Below are 15,985 nucleotides of genomic sequence, written 5' to 3'. Positions count from 1 at the left end.
GGCATGACTACAAACTCCGTTCCGCTGCCGCCGCTCAGTGAATCCGGTCTGGCGGCTGAAACGCATTAACGCTCGCCGGTTTCCAGCCCCGCCTGTTCGGTAATGCTTTTGGCAAACGGCTTTTTGACCTTGACGCCCAGATCGACGAAGCTGCCGGCCTGGCGGATCAGATTGCCGTTGCCGCGCGTCAATTTGTTCATGACGCTGTCATAGGTCGTGTTGACGGTGCTCAACTGCCGGCCCAGCTTATCCAGTTCTTCGACGAAGCCGCGGATCTTGTCATAAAGGATGCCGGCCTTGTCGGCGATGGCCCGGGCATTCTCGTTCTGGCGCTCGTAGCGCCAGATATTCTCGATCGTGCGCAAGGTTGCCAGCAGCGTGGTCGGCGTGATGATCACGATCTTGTGCTCAAGGGCGTCGGTGAACAGGCGCTCGTCGGCCTGGACCGCGGCAATGAAGGCCGGCTCGATCGGCATGAACAGCAGGACGAAATCCAGCGACCGCAGGCCTTTCAGGCCGGCGTAGTCTTTCCGGCTCAGGCTTTTGATATGCTCGCGCACGGCTTCCGTGTGCTGTTTCAAGGCCTGCGTCCTTTCCTGCTCGTCCTCGCTGGAGCAGTAGCGCTCATAGGCCAGCAGCGATACCTTGGAGTCAATGATGATGTCCTTGTCCTCGGGCAGGCGGATGATGACATCGGGCTTGAACAGCCGGTTGTCCCCGTCCCGGAACGCGGCCTGGGTCTCATACTCGATGCCCTTGCGCAGCCCCGACTGTTCCAGCACCTTTTCCAGAATCATCTCACCCCAGTTGCCCTGGGCTTTCTTGTCGCCTTTCAGGGCGCGCGTCAGGTTCAATGCTTCCTGGTTCATCTGCGCCGTATCGCGCCGCAGCGAGACGATCTCCTCGCGCAGGGAAATGCGGTCCCTGTTTTCATTGTCGTAAACCGTTTCGATGCGCTGCCTGAATTCGCCCAGTTGCTCGCGTAGCGGCATCACGATGTGATCGAGACTGGCTTTATTGTGTTCGGAAAACTGTCGGCTGCGCTCGTCGAAGATTTTGCCGGCCAGGTTTTCGAACTGGGTTTTCAACCGGGCTTCGGCATCCTGCAACAGCGCCAGTTTCTCGGCCGCATGCCGGGCCTGCTCGTCCATGCGCGCCTGCAACTGGGCATTTTGGGCCTGGGCCTGCATCAGGCGCTGCTGATACTGTTTCAATTCGGCGTCGCAGGCTTGGAGCTGCCTTAATTTTTCCCCGGCGACGGCGAGATCGGTCGACAGCCGTGTAACAAGCGCCTTGCTACGGCTATTGAACAGGTGCATCAGTAATGCGCCGATTAAAGCGCCGATCAAGGCAAATGCCCAGGCGGGTGTGTTAATTAACAGGTCCATCGTTCAGTTGTGGGAAAAACTATCATTCTTCTGAAGATAAGAGAAAAGCGGTGTGCCGATTCTATCGATGTGTTCAATCAGTGCCTGGTTCTCAATAGTTTCATAATGCACGACGTCAAAAAAATACGGCAAAGGCAATTCTTCGTTCAACAGAAAACTCAATCGGTGAATCGTTTCGCTGGAGACAGCCTTGCCTTTGATGGCCAGATCGATGTCGGATCCTTTTTTGTACGTTCCTTTGGCGCGAGAGCCGAAGATCAGCGCTTCATGAATTTCAGGAAACTGCTTGATCGCGCCCAGGATGAGCCGGATATCGGCTTGAGTCAGTCCTGCGTCCATCATTGCATTTCGGCTTTCATATAACGATACAATTGCTGCAAGGCCGGAAAATAAGATGACCTGATTTTGGCGACAACCGCCAGGGCCCTGTTTTCGTCATAAGTATGCGTGGTCAGGTTCCTGTCGACCAAAGCCTCTAGCCATAAATGGCCGTCATCGAGAATATTGGCCTGAAAAGCCTGCTTGATCGCTTCTCTGGGCGACACACAGGTAAAGCCTTGATATTCGAGATAATCCTTCATCAGCTTCCATGCCAGTTCGAAAGCCATTTCGTAGAACTGGATGATACCGCCGCGCTCGACTTCAGAAGGCGTTTTTATAGCCAGAGCCCGCTCCAGCAACAAGAATGCTTTTTCATAATTCTGAAAGCGTTGCCGCCAGCGAATATCATCCGTCATGTTTATTTCCTGAACCGGTTTATAAGCGCCTGAAGATGGCCTCGGCGGTATCGAGCGTCTGGCTCAGGTCGTCGTCCGTATGCGCGATGGATACAAACCCAGCTTCAAACGCCGACGGCGCCAGATAAACGCCTTGCTCCAGCATGGCATGGAAGAAGCGTTTGAACAGGTTCTGGTCGCATTCCGTGGCCTGGGCGAAGCTCGTGACCTGCCCGGCTGCGGTGAAAAACAGCCCGAACATGCCGCCGACCGTATTGGTGGTCAGCGCGATGCCGGCCTGCTGCGCGCGCTGCTGCATGCCCGCCGTCAGTGTTTCGGTTTTGGCCGCCAGCTCCTCGAAGAAGCCGGGGCGCGAGATCAGCTCCAGCGTCTTCAGGCCGGCGGCCATCGCGACCGGGTTGCCGGACAAGGTGCCGGCCTGATAGACGGGGCCCAGCGGCGCCAGGCATTCCATGATCTTGCGCTTGCCGCCGAAGGCGCCGACCGGCATGCCGCCGCCGATGACCTTGCCCAGCGTCGTCAGGTCGGGGGGAATGCCGTACAGACCTTGCGCGCCGTGCAGGCCGACCCGGAAGCCGGTCATGACCTCATCGAAGATCAGCACGCTGCCGTACTGGTCGCAGACCTCGCGCAAAGTTTCCAGGAAGCCCGGCACCGGCGGGATGCAGTTCATGTTGCCGGCGACCGGCTCGACGATGATGCAGGCGATCTGCTCGCCGATGTCGGCAAACAGTGTCTTGACCGCCTCGATGTTGTTATAGGCCAGGGTAATGGTGTTTTCGGCGAAGGCGGCCGGCACGCCCGGCGAGCTCGGCACACCCAGCGTCAATGCGCCGGAGCCGGCCTTGACCAGCAGGGAGTCGGAATGGCCGTGATAGCAGCCTTCGAATTTGACGATCTTGTCGCGGCCGGTATAGCCGCGCGCCAGCCGGATCGCGCTCATGGTCGCTTCGGTGCCGGAGCTGACCATTCTGACCAGATCGATGGACGGCACCAGCTCGGTCACGCGCTGGGCCATAATTGTTTCGATTTCGGTCGGCGCGCCGAAGCTCAGGCCTTTTTCGGCGGCGTCCCTGACCGCCGCGATCACTTCGGGATGGGCATGGCCCAGAATCATGGGACCCCACGAGCCGACGTAATCGATATAACGGTTGCCCTGGCTGTCGTAAATATAAGCGCCACTGGCATGGTCGATGAATACGGGCGTGCCGCCTACGCCGCTGAAAGAGCGGACCGGCGAGTTCACGCCGCCCGGAATGACGCGTTTGGCATCGGAAAATAAAACAGCTGCTTCAGTCATAATTTTTTTGGTTAAGGTTAATTTTCAGTGCCGTACAGGATAGGGGAACTTGGCCTTGATGGGAAGAGGGAGGGCGGTTCACTGGCTAAATGCCTGAGCTTGTCTATGCTTAGGAACGTGAATTTTATAATTCCCGCAACCGGCCCATATCAAGGTAAGGCTATCCCTACAGGTAAAGTACTGATGATCAGATTTAACCGGGCCATGTGCGTCGCGCTATGGCTGGCGACTTGCGCGTGGCCCATACTGCCGGCTGAAGCCGTGGAGCTGGAACTGGAGCCGCCGGTCACGCGGCGCCTGCTGAGCGAAGGCGCCAAACTGGCGAAACACGCTTTCAAGCCGCTGGATTTGTGGCGGGCGGCAGGGCGTTATTGCCAGGCGGCAAGACTGGGCAGTACCGAGGCGCAGTATCAGCTGGGCATGTTGTACGCATTCGGCGAAGGCGTGCCCGAAAACCGCGCGCTGGCCGCCGCGCTGTTTTCCCTGGCCGGCCGGCAGGGCCATTATGAGGCGCAAGCCATGCTCGAAACCGTGCATCTGGTTTCATCCGAATTGCCCGCATGCATGACCGTTGAAGGCCGCCTGCCGGAGAAGCCTCGCGGTTACGGCTTATCGGCCGGTAAGCTCCTGGATCTTGAGAAAACCATCCGGCGCTTGCCGGCCGGCAAAAAATGGATAGTCAAACTGGTCAAAACGATGTCGCCCTGGTATCAGGTCGACGCGCGCCTGGCCTTGTCCATCATCAGCGTCGAATCCAACTTCGAACCGAAGGCGCGCTCGGCAAAAAACGCCATGGGGCTCATGCAGCTGATCCCCGGCACGGCGAACCGGTTCAATGTCAAGGACGCTTTCAACGCCACGCAAAATATCCGCGGCGGCCTGGCCTACCTGCGCTGGCTGCTGGCGCGCTATGAAGGCAATGTGGCGCTGGTCGCCGCCGGTTACAATGCCGGCGAAGGTGCCGTCGACCGCTACCGGGGCGTGCCGCCTTATCCTGAAACGCAGCAATATGTGAAAAAAGTATTGAGGCTTTACCGCCGCACGGAACACCCGTTCGATCCGAAATACGCCGAGTAACCGGCGGGGTACGCCGCGGTTAACGCGATACGTACGCTACCGCACAGACTGAACTATTCATTCCCTATAAGTTTCTGATAAACACCGAGTTAAGCCTGTTCAGCTCCGGAGCTGGCGGAGATGGGCTGCGATAATGGAAAGGGGAGGGGTTGTGCTCTGGCTTTTGCTGTTACATATCTCCGCTGTTTTATGCTGGTGCGGCTCACTGCTCTATTTGCCCGCGCTGATCGCCGGCACGGCTTCCCAGCAGACGGCCATTGGCCTGCAACGCCATCAGGCTGTGACCATCATGGTGTTCAGCCTGTTCGCGACGCCGGCCGCCTTAATCGCCATTGCTTCCGGCACAGCCGTTTTTATCACGGGCCGCATCGTTGAACCGTGGCTCATTCTAAAGCTCACGCTGGTCGTTGTACTGGTCGTGTGCCATGCCGTTGTCGGCTGGATGCTGCTGCGCACGCTGACGGCGCCCTACAAAACCGTGACGCTCCCTTGCGTGCTGCTGGGCGCCGCGGTTGCCCTGCTGATCCCGGCGATTGTCTGGATTGTGTTGACTAAACCCTTTTAGGAGTCGGCGTTGCGATATCTGAAACTGAACCGGCAAAGCAGAGGATCAATGCTTGACATCGACCCCGATGGCATGTCCGTACACCATTTGCCCGCCCAGCAGGCTGGTAACGGTGATCAGCGCTGCCGTCAGCAACGACAGATACAAGCCCCAGGGATTGAAGCCGTTCGCGTCGTTAAAACGCAGCAGCCAGTTGAGCGAAGCCAGCGACAGTGTCATGACGGCCATCAACGCATGGCTCCAGGCGATGATCAGGTTGCGGATGCGCCGCACCAAGACCAGGTCGCCCAGTCCCGCCAGTCCCGCCAGCCAGCCGCCCAGGCTGCCCAGTCCCGCCAGCCACAGGCCGACGCGCGCCCAGAACGGGTCGGCGGTATAGACATAGGCCAGATCGGCGCCGACCAGTCCGAGCAGGAAAGCCACGGGAAAATGAATCAGCATCGGGTGAACCGGGTGTCCGGCGATGGACATGAGACTGCGGATAGGTTCATTCGTCATGACGGCCTCCCTTCGCGGTTGAAAGCGGAATCGTTAACGGTTAGTCTCAGTTTAGCTTTGCCAGTGCCCATTGGCATCATTTTTTTTCTGGGCGGCTGCAGCGGTCCGCAATCCTCGCTGGATCCGGCGGGACCGTCAGCGCTTGCCATAGCCGGGCTCTGGTGGGGCATGTTCGGTTTTTTCACGCTGGTGCTGGTGGCGGTCACGGCATTATGGCTGTATGCGATGTGGCGCAAGCCGAAGTCGTATACCGAAGGGCAGACCCGCCGGATTTATCATCAATGGATTGTCGGCGGCGGCTTGATCCTGCCGATCATCACCATTGCCGTGCTGATCGGCTTCGGCATACCCCTGGGCTACCGCATGTTGCCGTTGCCGATGGAAGAGCCGCCGCTGCGTATCGATGTAACAGGGCATCAGTGGTGGTGGGAAGTGCGCTATCCCGAGTCCGGCGCCGTGGCAAAGAACGAACTGCACCTGCCGGCCGGCGTGCCGGTCGATATCCACGTGACCAGCAGCGATGTGATTCATTCGTTCTGGGTGCCGAGACTGGCCGGCAAAATCGACATGATTCCTGGCCACATCAATATCCTGCGTATTCAAGCCGACGCGCCGGGCCGTTTTCGCGGGCAGTGCGCGGAATTCTGCGGCAAGGGGCATGCCCGTATGGTATTGGCGGTGGAAGCGCATACGCCGGAAGCATTCAAGGCCTGGCTGGAGGCGCATCAGCATGAATGAATCTCACGGAAAAGACCGCGCCGCGCTCCATGACGAGTTCATGGCGGTCTGGGGCAATCCGAGCGGCTGGCGGGCATTGACCATCGTCAACCATACCGCGATCGGCATCCGCTTCATGGTCACGGGCGGGGTGTTCTTCCTGATCGGCGGACTGATGGCGATGCTGATGCGCACGCAACTGGCCTTGCCGGAGCAGACACTGATCGCCCCGAAACTCTACGATCAATTGTTTACCATGCACGGCACGGTCATGATGTTTTTGTTCGCGGTGCCGATATTGGAGGGGATGGCGCTCTATCTGGTGCCGAAAATGCTCGGCGCGCGCGACCTGCTGTTTCCGCGGCTCAGCGCTTTCGGCTACTTTTGTTATCTGTTCGGCAGCCTTATTCTGATGTCCAGCCTGGTGCTGGGCATCGCGCCGGCGGCCGGCTGGTTCATGTACACGCCGTTGAGCAATGCCGTTTACTCGCCGGGGCCGAGCGCCGACTTCTGGCTGCTGGGAGTGACCTTTATCGAGATCTCGGCGGTGTCGGCCGGGGTCGAACTGGTCGTGTCGATCCTGCGCAGCCGCACGTCCGGCATGGGGCTGCTGCACATGCCGCTGTATTGCTGGTACATACTGGTCATGGCGCTGATGATCGTGTTCGGCTTTCCGCCGCTGATCTTGGGCAGTATCCTGCTGGAGCTGGAACGCTCGGCCGGCATGCCGTTCTTCGATGTCGCGCGCGGCGGCGATTCCATTCTCTGGCAGCATCTGTTCTGGCTGTTCGGCCATCCCGAGGTTTACATCATCTTCCTGCCGGCCGCGGGCATCGTGTCGACGCTGCTGCCGGTGTTCGCGCGCCGGTCTATCGTCGCTTACCAGTGGATCGTGCTGGCCGTCATCGCGACCGGCTTCATCAGCTTCGGTCTGTGGGTGCATCACATGTTTGCCATCGGCATTCCGAAACTGGCGCAGGCGTTCTTTTCGATGGCCAGCATGCTGATCGCGATTCCCACCGGCATCCAGATTTTCGCCTGGCTGGCGACGCTATGGACCGGGCGGCCGGTCTATCATGTGCCGATGCTTTGGCTGGTCGGGTTTCTGATTATCTTCGTGGCCGGCGGATTGACCGGCGTCATGCTGGCGCTGGTGCCGTTCAACTGGCAGGTGCACGACACCCATTTCGTGGTGGCGCACATGCATTATGTGTTGTTTGGCGGCATGCTGTTTCCGGTCATCGCGGGCCTGTACTACTGGCTGCCGCATTTTTCCGGACGCATGCCGTCCGACAAGCTTGCGCGCTGGGGGTTCTGGCTGACCTTTATCGGTTTCAATACCACGTTTCTGGTCATGCATCTGACCGGGCTGCTGGGCATGCCGCGGCGCGTTTACACCTATCCGGCGGGCCTGGGCTGGGACCTGCCCAACAGCCTCTCGTCGATAGGCGGCTTCATTACCGCCATGGGCATCGCGATGGTGCTGCTCGATATCGCCTTGCATTTCCGCTTCGGCCGGCCGGCCGGGACGAATCCGTGGCAGGCCGACACGCTGGAGTGGGCCACCGACATACCGCCCGAACCGTACAATTTCATCAGCCTGCCGGCCTATCCGATGCGGCATCCGCTGTGGGATCAGCCGGACCTGCAGGCGACCGTTGCCGAAGGCCGCCATACCCTGCCGGAGATCGAACACGGCCGGCGCGAGACCTGGGGGTCGGACGCGGTGACCGGCAGGGTGCGGGACATCATACATCTGCCCGGCAATTCCTGGCTGCCTTTTTACGCGGCGCTGGCGTTGTCGGTGCTGTGCATCAGTCTGTTGATCAGGACTTATAGCCTGGCGCTGGTTGCGGTTGGGGTCAGCCTGGTGCTGCTGCTGCGCTGGTCCTGGATAAACGGCGCGCATCCTCTGGCGGCGCCCGATGCCGAGGTCATGCCCGGCTACCCGCCCTTGCATTCGCGTACGTTTGACAGCCCCGGTTTGTGGGGCATGGTCGTGACATTGCTGGCCGATGGCGCTCTGTTTTTGTCCCTGCTGTTCGGCTGGCTGTATCTGTGGACCGTGGCGCCGCACTGGCAGGTGCCCGAGACGGCGCCGCTGGCCTGGATGCCGTTGCTGATCAGCGGCGCCCTGTTGACCGTCGCCGTGATCTGTTACATCCGTGTCGTGCAGCGGCTGCGCGAGGGACTGGACAGTCATCTGCGCGGCTGGCTGTGGGGCATATCGGTGCTTGGCTTGCTGCACTGCGGCATGCTGATCTGGGTCTGGGCGGATTCGACGCTGGTCCCCACGCAAACCGCCCATGACGCCGTTATTTCGGTGATGCTGATGAACCAGCTGTTCCACAGCGGGCTTGCCGTGATCATGACCGTGCTGCAGGCCTGGCGCGTGGCTTGCGGTTATGTCGGCAAAGCCGCGCCCTACGAACTGGCGGTCGTGGAGCCCTGGTGGTTTTACACGGTCGTCATCTTCTGGGTCAGTTTCGCAGCCATCGTGCTGTTGCCTATCGCCTGGGGAGGTGCCTGATGATATCGCCTTACAATCCATTTCAGTTGGCTTTGGGGTTGGCTGTCTGGATCATCTGGTTTGCCTTGATGTACGGCGCCTTGTCGTATGCCTGCGAGGTGGCGCCGCCGCCGGCCGAGCATGGTCCTTTCACCTGGATTAATGTCGCGTTGCTGTTCAGTACCCTGGCGGTTACCGGGTTTCTGCTGTACTGGGCCTACGACTGCTGGCGCGCGGCCAGCGCCGGCGACAGGCGAAACGGTTCGTCACACCGGTTCATCGCCAGGCTGGGCATGGGCATCAATCTGATAGGCGCCATCGCGACGCTGAGCCTGGGGCTGATGGCGGTGCTGTTGCCGCCATGCCTGTGAATTGGCGCGGGCACATTTTTCAGATCCGGCAATCAGGACAGGCACGATAATGAATGAAACGAGATGCGCCTTATGTTCGACATCGAACTGACGGTGGCTGGTTTGGAGGCTAATGTTGTTATACAGCTGGATGATGCCCAATCTTTAAGCCAGAGCCTGTCTTCTGCCGTAATACCTGATCCTTCCGGGTCCGGTTGGTTTTTACGTCTGGAGGATGCTGTCAGCCAAGCCAGAGTGGCGCACGCTTGCCCGGCGAGATAATACCGTTTCGCCTCATAAGCATGTGCTTTTCGATATCCGGGTATCCATCATGCTAGACCGTTGTCATTTAATCATTACATCAGGAGGTTCGTTATGAAATCATTCAAACATTGCCCTGCTTTTTTCCTGGCGCTGGTATTGACCTCAACAGTCGGTTACGGAACCGCGATAGCCGGGGAAAGGCTGGATATCGCGGCCGGAGGCGGCGAATATACCGCCGGCGAATATGTTGACGACGCCATGATCACCACCAAGGTCAAGGCGGCCATAGTCAATGATGCCAGACTGAGTGCCTTTGACATCAATGTCGAAACCAATCAGGGCGTCGTGCAATTAAACGGCTTCGTGGACTCTCAGGCGGATATCAATGAAGCGGCCGAGGTTGCCCAACGCGTCGAAGGCGTCAAGTCCGTGGAAAATAACCTGCAACTTAAAAGTGCGCAGTAAAAACAGGCCCGAAGGCGAATAAGGTGATGCCGTTGCGGCTGAAGGCGGGGACGGCAGTATGACGGAAGAACAAGACCGTCGTTCCCCTTACGCGCCGATCCGCGATTACGCGCTGATCGGCGACTGCCATGGCTCGGCCCTGGTGGCGCGCGACGGCAGCATCGACTGGTGCTCGCTGGTCAGGTTTGACGCCGATCCGGTTTTTTGCCGGATACTGGATGCAGGCAAGGGCGGATATTTTCAAATCAGCGCCGACGAACCGGCCGAAAGCACACGGGCTTATATCCATGATACGGCTATTTTGCAGACCTGCTTTACAGCCGCATCCGGGTCGGTGCGGGTCACGGACTTCATGCCCGTGGGCCGCCGGCCCGATGCCGGCGAGCACGATTATGTTTCGCTCAGGGCGCCATACTGGCTCGTCCGCCTGCTGGACTGTGTGGACGGCGCGGTTGACGTCCGGATCCGCTATCGACCTTCGGTGGAGTTCGCCAGAGCGCCGGCCCGGCTGGTAAAAACCGGCAGCGGCATCAGCGTGCCGGAAGGGCCGGCCCTGTTTGCCCCGGATGTGGCGTTTTCCCTGAAAGGCGACGTGGCGGAAGCCGGGTTTCCGGTTCAGCAAGGGGAGCGATACTGCTTTGTGGTCATGGCCGAACCGGACGAAGACGGGCCTTTCATGACGAAAACCCTGGTTGATGACGTCTTCCGGACCACCCAGGCGTTCTGGCGGGAGTGGGCGCTGGACTGCCATTACCGTGGCCCTTATCAGGAGGCCGTGCTCAGAAGCGCGCTGACCCTGAAACTGTTGACCTATGCGCCCACCGGCGCCATCGTGGCCGCGCCGACCTGTTCGCTGCCCGAAGCGATCGGCGGCGAGCGCAACTGGGACTATCGTTACTGCTGGCTCCGTGACGCGACCTTCACGCTTTATGCCTTGACCGTGCTCGGTTACAGTGGCGAGGCGCGGCGCTTCTCGGACTTTCTCTACGAGGAATGCAAGGGCGCCGGCGCCGGCAACGTCATCCAGATCATGTACGGCATCAACGGCGAGACGACGCTGACCGAAACGCTGTTCGACCATCTGGAAGGCTACCGCAAGAGCCGGCCCGTGCGCAACGGCAACGCGGCCTACGATCAGGAGCAGCTCGATGCCTACGGCGAGGTGATCGCATGGGCCTATCTGTACCAGTCGCTGGGCGGGCAGTTTGGCCGGCGGGAACGGGAAACGCTGGTGCTTTTGGCGGATTACATCAAGGATCATTGGCAGGAAGGCGGCCAGAGCATTTGGGAGATACGCGGACCTCCGCGGCATTATGTCTACGGCAAAATCATGTGCTGGGTGGCGCTGGACAATGCCGAACGCCTGTTTGGGGTTCGCGAGGGCTGGACTTCGGCACGCGAGCAGATCCTGGAAGCCATCGAAGCGCATGGCCTTGAGCCCGGCAAGCGCTACCTTCGGCAAGCGTTTGGCCATCCGGCGACCGATGCCTCGTTGCTGCTGGCGCCGCTGGTCGGCTTCCCGCTCGGCGAGAACGTGCTGCAAGCGACGATCGAGCAGATCCGGCAGGAACTGGGGCAGGGTGATTTCCTGCACCGCTATAAGCGGCATGACTATCTGGCCGGCCAGGAAGGGGCTTTTTTAATCTGCAGTTTCTGGCTGGTCGACGCGCTTCTGGTCGCGGATCGGTACCCGGAAGCGAAGGCGCTGTATGAGCGTCTGTTGAATAAAGCCAATGATGTCGGGCTGTTCTCGGAAGAGATTGATCCTGATACCGGCGAGTTCCTGGGCAATTTTCCCCAAGCCTTCACCCATCTGGCGCTGATCAATAATGCCGCCCATCTGGCGCTGTTCAGTAAAGAAGGCGCGTCCGCAATGCAAGGGACGCGCGCGGACCGCATCCATCGGGTTATCGAAATCATGACAGGTTTTCAGGCGCACTGGGCCATGCTGAAAGAGACTGGCCGGAAAGGCGCGTTCCGGCCGACTTCGGCATCGAAGCTGGAGTTAGGGCATCGGGATCGCCGCCCGGACGATTCAGGGGCGTAATCGAGCAAGTCGCCATTGTCGCGGCTTGAGGTTGCCGGATTTTAGCGAGGCGGCCATGGCCTCGGCGCCGATAAGCCCTCCGGTCATGCGAGCGACGCGCAGGCCGGCAGCAGCAGTGCCGCGCTGCCGGCCCATAACACGCCAAAAAAGGACAACAGCGCCAGCAAGCGCATGATACCTGTCAGAAACGCTTGCGCCCGTTTCGTTACCGCTCCGCGCCTTACCGTATGCCGCGCAATACCGGGCTTGGCGATTAACAGCAGTAACACCGGCAACGCCACGGCGGTTGCCGCGAAAACCGCCAGATACACCCAAAAAGCGGCGCGGCTGCCGGCGAGAGTGGCGCAGACGACATGCTGAGTCCCGTAGACCACGGCAAAATGCAGCGCCCAAACCAGCGGGCCGGCCATGGCGATCAGCAGGGCGCCAAGCGGTTTTCCGGCAAAAGGCGGTTTCGGTGCCGTCATAACGCAATCATTCTCGGGAAGCCATGAATCACCAGCAGACCGATCAGCGCCTGCGCCGCGATGTAGTAAGCCAGCAGGCTGGTGTTTTCCAGCGTGGCGGAACGCACGCGGTCGAGCTTGCCGGTAAAGTGCCGCGCGATCACAAACAGCGCCATAATCAGCATGGCAAAAACCAGCTGCCCGGTTAGAATGCCGGCCATGTATACCAGGGCCCCGTAGCTCGATGCCGCGGGCCTCAGGCCGTCCTGCCAGTGGCACCCGATCTCCAGGCCCACGGCCGCCACGCTCGACAGGGCGCCCGCCAGGATCAGCAGCGGCGTCCACGGATGCCGACTGCCGGGTTCGGCCAAGGTTCTTTTCGCGATGGCAAAACATGCCGCGCCGGCAATGAATAACAGGGCGCTTAGCACCGGCCACCGCAAGCCTGGCAGACGCTGTGCTTCGGACGGCCATTGCTCGGGAGATACCGTCCAGATATACAGATAGGAAAACAGATAGGCGAAATAAAGCGAGCCGGCGACCAGCATCAGGATCACCATGGCCCACCACCCATGCCCGATCGGGCCGGTGACATAGATGGGAAGCTCAAGCCCCGCGCCGATAGATACCGGTCCTTTGCCGGGGCCTTTGTCAAGCTCCCATACCCAGACCAGGAAGCAAACGACGGCCAGCGCGCCGCAAACCAGCGCCGGGGCAACCGCTTTGATGGTCAGCAGCAGAAAAAAGGCGGCGGTGAAGGCGGCGGCAAGGAAATGCCCCCAGCCCGGGCCCGGCATTTGGATGATGTATTGCGGCCGGGCGTCAACGGTCGATGTAATGATGGTCTCGCGCCCGCCGGTCGGGGCATTGGGCAGATAATGCCGCCCCGCCTCGACCTGTTCGGACAGGTCGGGTTGCATCCACAGAGGCTCGCGACTGGTCACGTGCGGAATGGAGCGCGTGGAATACACATCCGAAGGCAGCCACTCCAGGGTCCCGGCTTGCCAGGGATTGGTCTCGCCGCCTTCCCCGACCCGGAAATTGCGCAGCAGGTCGATGATGAAAACCAACACGCCCGCCCCGATCAGGTAAGCGCCCAGCGTGGAGATCATATTATAGGTCCCCCAGCCCGACGCTTCCGAATACGTCCAGATGCGGCGGGGCATGCCCAGCAGACCGGAAACATGCATGGGCAGGAAAGCGACATTGAAGCCGATAAAGATCAGCCAGAAGGCCCATTTTCCCAGCCGCTCGGACAGCATGCGCGTGCTGAGCATCGGCGCCCAGTAATAGAAGGTCGCGAACAGCGGGAACACCATGCCGCCGATCAGCACATAATGCAGATGCGCGACGATGAAATAGGTGTCGTGCGCCTGCCAGTCGAACGGCACCATGGCCACCATGACGCCGGTCAGCCCGCCGACGGTGAAAATAAACAGCATGCCCAGCACGAACAGCGCCGGTGTGGTCGACTGGAACCGGCTCTTGGCCGAAGCGATGGTGGCGATCCAGGAAAAAACCTGAATGCCGGACGGCACGGCTACGGCCATGCTCGCCGCCGAAAAAAAGGCCAGGCTGAGCGCGGGGATGCCGGTGGCGAACATGTGATGCACCCATAAGCCGAAACTGAAAAAACCGGTGGCGATCAGGGCCACGACGATCAGCTTGTAACCGATGATCGGCGTGCGCGCCATGGCCGGCACGATCATCGACACCAGTCCGGCCGCGGGCAGGAAAATAATGTAGACCTCGGGATGGCCGAAAAACCAGAACAGATGCTGCCAAAGCAGAGGATCGCCGCCCCGCGAGGCGGTAAAAAACGGCCAGCCGAAAGACCGTTCGATTTCCAAAAACATGGTTGCCAGAATGACGGCCGGGAACGCCACGACGATCATGCCGGCGAAAACCAGCATGGCCCAGCCGAAAATTGGCAGCTTATCGAGCGACATGCCGGGCGGACGCGTCTTCAGCGTGCCGACGATAATCTCAATGGCGCCCGCGATGGCGGAGATTTCAATAAACCCTATCCCTAACAGCCAGAAATCGGCATTGTCGCCGGGCGAATAGGCCGTCAGGGTCAAAGGCGGGTACATGAACCAGCCGCCCTTAGGCGCCAGATCGTAAAAAACCGTCGAGAAAAACACCGAGCCGCCGATGATATAGGCCCAAACGGCGAAAGCGCTCAGGCGCGGGAACGGCAGGTCCCGCGCGGCCAGCATTTGCGGCAGCAGCAGCACGCCCAGCGCTTCCATGGCCGGGACCGCAAACAGGAACATCATGGTCGTGCCGTGCACGGTAAAAACCTGGTTGTACAGATCCTGGCTGAGCAGATCGTTCTCGGGCACGGCCAGCTGCGTGCGCATGGCCAGCGCGAGCAGGCCGGCGAGCACGAAAAAAGCAAAAGCGGCGCCCAGATACAGCAGCCCCACGACCGTATTGTTGACGGCCGTAAGCCAGCGCCACCCGGTTGGCGTTTTCCAGATACGCAGCAATTCATCCTTTTCGCCGTCCGGGCGCGGCAGGCTGTTAGGTAACGTCGCTTTGTCCTCGTTCGCCACTATCCCCCCCTCATGGTATAAAGCAGAACCATGCCGCCGGCATACACGGCAAGCACCGCCGCCGAGTCGGTTCCCATGCGCCAGATCGTGCGGTCGGCGCGTTCGATGAGCCCCATCAGAAACAAGCCCGTGGCAGTCAGTCCCAGCAAGGCGCCAACCGCGGAAAAACGGCCGACGCGGGATAACACCGGCTGTCCGGCCGCGAGGGCGTCGACGCCAAACAGCAGCGTCACATTGAAAATGTTGGTGCCCAGGATGTCGGAGATGGCCATCGTATAAAGGCCGCGGCGCACGCTGGCAAACACGGTGCTGGCCTCCGGCAGCGATGTCGCGATAGCCACGAAGGCCACGCCGACAAAGGATGCGCCCAGGCCGGTCTGCCGCGCGATCACATCGCCGACGGTTGCGACGACATAGCCCGCGAACAGGATTGTCAGCGCGCCGATGGCCGCTTTAACGATGAGCCGGGCCAGACTGTCGTTTTTGAGAGGGCGCGCTTTGTCATCTTCATCATGGCTGCCCTCTTGGCCGCGCACGTGATTTTTGGCATCGCCGACTACCCAGGGGCGGCGTTTATCGACTTCGCTGATTTTAACAAAACTGTAGATGGAGGCCGCGAACAAGCCCCATGACCAGGCGCCGGCGCCCAGAAACGGCACGTCGCCGACCAGCACGGCGACGGCTACAAAGGCCAGCAGGCAAATGTTCAGCGCCCCCTCCAGCATCACCACCGGATTGGGCACTACCGAGGTCAGCGCCCGCCTGCCGAACAAGATGTCGGCGATGGCCAGTAACGCCACCTGCATGGCGATACTGCCGAGCAAATTATTGACCGCCAGCGCGGCATTGTTGCTGCGCGCGGCGGTAAAGCTGGTGGCGATCTCCGGCAGCGAAGTCACGCCGGCGAGCAGCAACAGGCCGATCAGCGCCTGGCTGAGGGCATAGCGCTTGGCCAGCTCATCGGCGTAGGCGGCGATCTTGGTGCCGGCGATCCAGACCGCGCAGGCGGCCGCCACAAAGATCGACATGTTAATGGTCAGGCTGAGTTCATTAAAATCGACCAT

16 protein-coding genes are annotated in these 15,985 nt (G+C 60.3%); 8 read left to right on the top strand and 8 right to left on the bottom strand.

Annotated features, from left to right (window positions below; genetic code table 11):
- Positions 1–65: 65 nt before the first annotated feature.
- The 4 genes from METMA_RS0106830 to hemL are packed head-to-tail and all read right to left on the bottom strand — an operon-like array spanning position 66 to position 3,425.
- Positions 66–1,388 (bottom strand): DNA recombination protein RmuC, encoded by a 1,323-nt coding sequence (locus METMA_RS0106830; protein WP_020158329.1) that lies wholly within the window; start codon positions 1,386–1,388, stop codon positions 66–68.
- 3 nt (positions 1,389–1,391) lie between these two features.
- The gene (locus METMA_RS0106825; protein ID WP_020158328.1) at positions 1,392–1,730 is read right to left on the bottom strand and encodes a nucleotidyltransferase domain-containing protein; all 339 of its coding nucleotides are present in this window, start codon (positions 1,728–1,730) and stop codon (positions 1,392–1,394) included.
- Positions 1,727–2,125 carry a nucleotidyltransferase substrate binding protein gene (locus tag METMA_RS0106820; protein WP_020158327.1) on the bottom strand — a complete coding sequence of 133 codons (399 nt, stop codon included), beginning with the start codon at positions 2,123–2,125 and terminating at the stop codon, positions 1,727–1,729. Before METMA_RS0106820 ends, METMA_RS0106825 begins: the two co-directional genes overlap by 4 nt.
- Positions 2,126–2,144: 19 nt before the next feature.
- A complete protein-coding gene (hemL, locus tag METMA_RS0106815; RefSeq protein WP_020158326.1) occupies positions 2,145–3,425 on the bottom strand; it encodes a glutamate-1-semialdehyde 2,1-aminomutase in 1,281 nt (426 codons plus the stop codon).
- 183 nt (positions 3,426–3,608) lie between these two features.
- Between hemL and METMA_RS24130 the strand changes: the two genes are divergently transcribed.
- Positions 3,609–4,502, top strand: a complete 894-nt coding sequence (locus tag METMA_RS24130; protein WP_020158325.1) for a lytic transglycosylase domain-containing protein — start codon at positions 3,609–3,611, stop codon at positions 4,500–4,502.
- Between the two features lie 151 nt (positions 4,503–4,653).
- Positions 4,654–5,067, top strand: coding sequence for a CopD family protein (locus METMA_RS0106805; protein ID WP_027147101.1), 414 nt, complete (start codon positions 4,654–4,656; stop codon positions 5,065–5,067).
- 45 nt (positions 5,068–5,112) lie between these two features.
- Here the strand turns inward: METMA_RS0106805 and METMA_RS0106800 are convergent, their stop codons facing one another.
- Positions 5,113–5,565, bottom strand: coding sequence for a DUF2231 domain-containing protein (locus METMA_RS0106800; protein WP_027147100.1), 453 nt, complete (start codon positions 5,563–5,565; stop codon positions 5,113–5,115).
- 63 nt (positions 5,566–5,628) lie between these two features.
- Between METMA_RS0106800 and coxB the strand changes: the two genes are divergently transcribed.
- The 6 genes from coxB to METMA_RS24125 all read left to right on the top strand — a co-directional run bounded on the left by coxB (position 5,629) and on the right by METMA_RS24125 (position 11,917).
- A complete protein-coding gene (gene coxB, locus METMA_RS0106795; RefSeq protein WP_027147099.1) occupies positions 5,629–6,303 on the top strand; it encodes a cytochrome c oxidase subunit II in 675 nt (224 codons plus the stop codon).
- A complete protein-coding gene (ctaD, locus tag METMA_RS0106790) occupies positions 6,296–8,812 on the top strand; it encodes a cytochrome c oxidase subunit I (protein WP_020158321.1) in 2,517 nt (838 codons plus the stop codon). The genes coxB and ctaD (METMA_RS0106790) overlap by 8 nt, the downstream gene beginning before the upstream one ends.
- The gene (locus tag METMA_RS0106785) at positions 8,812–9,162 is read left to right on the top strand and encodes a hypothetical protein (RefSeq protein WP_020158320.1); all 351 of its coding nucleotides are present in this window, start codon (positions 8,812–8,814) and stop codon (positions 9,160–9,162) included. Before ctaD (METMA_RS0106790) ends, METMA_RS0106785 begins: the two co-directional genes overlap by 1 nt.
- A 72-nt stretch (positions 9,163–9,234) precedes the next feature.
- A complete protein-coding gene (locus METMA_RS0106780; protein WP_156830463.1) occupies positions 9,235–9,423 on the top strand; it encodes a hypothetical protein in 189 nt (62 codons plus the stop codon).
- Positions 9,424–9,516: 93 nt separating this feature from the next.
- Positions 9,517–9,870, top strand: a complete 354-nt coding sequence (locus METMA_RS0106775; RefSeq protein ID WP_020158318.1) for a BON domain-containing protein — start codon at positions 9,517–9,519, stop codon at positions 9,868–9,870.
- Between the two features lie 58 nt (positions 9,871–9,928).
- Positions 9,929–11,917: a glycoside hydrolase family 15 protein gene (locus tag METMA_RS24125; RefSeq protein WP_020158317.1), complete on the top strand. Its 1,989-nt coding sequence runs from the start codon at positions 9,929–9,931 to the stop codon at positions 11,915–11,917.
- An 83-nt stretch (positions 11,918–12,000) separates the two neighbouring features.
- On the opposite strand, the gene METMA_RS0106765 is transcribed toward METMA_RS24125, so the two are convergent.
- The 3 genes from METMA_RS0106765 to METMA_RS0106755 are packed head-to-tail and all read right to left on the bottom strand — an operon-like array spanning position 12,001 to position 15,985.
- A complete protein-coding gene (locus METMA_RS0106765) occupies positions 12,001–12,384 on the bottom strand; it encodes a hypothetical protein (RefSeq protein ID WP_020158316.1) in 384 nt (127 codons plus the stop codon).
- Positions 12,381–14,921: a cytochrome c oxidase subunit I gene (gene ctaD / locus METMA_RS0106760; RefSeq protein ID WP_020158315.1), complete on the bottom strand. Its 2,541-nt coding sequence runs from the start codon at positions 14,919–14,921 to the stop codon at positions 12,381–12,383. Before ctaD (METMA_RS0106760) ends, METMA_RS0106765 begins: the two co-directional genes overlap by 4 nt.
- The gene (locus METMA_RS0106755) at positions 14,921–15,985 is read right to left on the bottom strand and encodes a sodium:calcium antiporter (protein WP_020158314.1); all 1,065 of its coding nucleotides are present in this window, start codon (positions 15,983–15,985) and stop codon (positions 14,921–14,923) included. The genes ctaD (METMA_RS0106760) and METMA_RS0106755 overlap by 1 nt, the downstream gene beginning before the upstream one ends.

Source organism: Methylobacter marinus A45, from assembly GCF_000383855.1.
GTDB lineage: Bacteria > Pseudomonadota > Gammaproteobacteria > Methylococcales > Methylomonadaceae > Methylobacter > Methylobacter marinus.
The sequence above is the reverse complement of the archived record's forward strand: the minus strand, read 5'-3'. Positions and strand labels throughout refer to the sequence as shown.

What these genes read in the sequence shown, in the direction of transcription:
- METMA_RS0106830 (WP_020158329.1), bottom strand. Translation starts at nt 1,388, where the DNA reads ATGGACCTGTTAATTAACACACCCGCCTGGGCATTTGCCTTGATCGGC.
- METMA_RS0106825 (WP_020158328.1), bottom strand. Translation starts at nt 1,730, where the DNA reads ATGATGGACGCAGGACTGACTCAAGCCGATATCCGGCTCATCCTGGGC.
- METMA_RS0106820 (WP_020158327.1), bottom strand. Translation starts at nt 2,125, where the DNA reads ATGACGGATGATATTCGCTGGCGGCAACGCTTTCAGAATTATGAAAAA.
- hemL (WP_020158326.1), bottom strand. Translation starts at nt 3,425, where the DNA reads ATGACTGAAGCAGCTGTTTTATTTTCCGATGCCAAACGCGTCATTCCG.
- METMA_RS24130 (WP_020158325.1), top strand. Translation starts at nt 3,609, where the DNA reads ATGATCAGATTTAACCGGGCCATGTGCGTCGCGCTATGGCTGGCGACT.
- METMA_RS0106800 (WP_027147100.1), bottom strand. Translation starts at nt 5,565, where the DNA reads ATGACGAATGAACCTATCCGCAGTCTCATGTCCATCGCCGGACACCCG.
- ctaD (WP_020158321.1), top strand. Translation starts at nt 6,296, where the DNA reads ATGAATGAATCTCACGGAAAAGACCGCGCCGCGCTCCATGACGAGTTC.
- METMA_RS0106785 (WP_020158320.1), top strand. Translation starts at nt 8,812, where the DNA reads ATGATATCGCCTTACAATCCATTTCAGTTGGCTTTGGGGTTGGCTGTC.
- METMA_RS0106780 (WP_156830463.1), top strand. Translation starts at nt 9,235, where the DNA reads ATGTTCGACATCGAACTGACGGTGGCTGGTTTGGAGGCTAATGTTGTT.
- METMA_RS0106775 (WP_020158318.1), top strand. Translation starts at nt 9,517, where the DNA reads ATGAAATCATTCAAACATTGCCCTGCTTTTTTCCTGGCGCTGGTATTG.
- METMA_RS24125 (WP_020158317.1), top strand. Translation starts at nt 9,929, where the DNA reads ATGACGGAAGAACAAGACCGTCGTTCCCCTTACGCGCCGATCCGCGAT.
- METMA_RS0106765 (WP_020158316.1), bottom strand. Translation starts at nt 12,384, where the DNA reads ATGACGGCACCGAAACCGCCTTTTGCCGGAAAACCGCTTGGCGCCCTG.
- METMA_RS0106755 (WP_020158314.1), bottom strand. Translation starts at nt 15,985, where the DNA reads ATGGTCGATTTTAATGAACTCAGCCTGACCATTAACATGTCGATCTTT.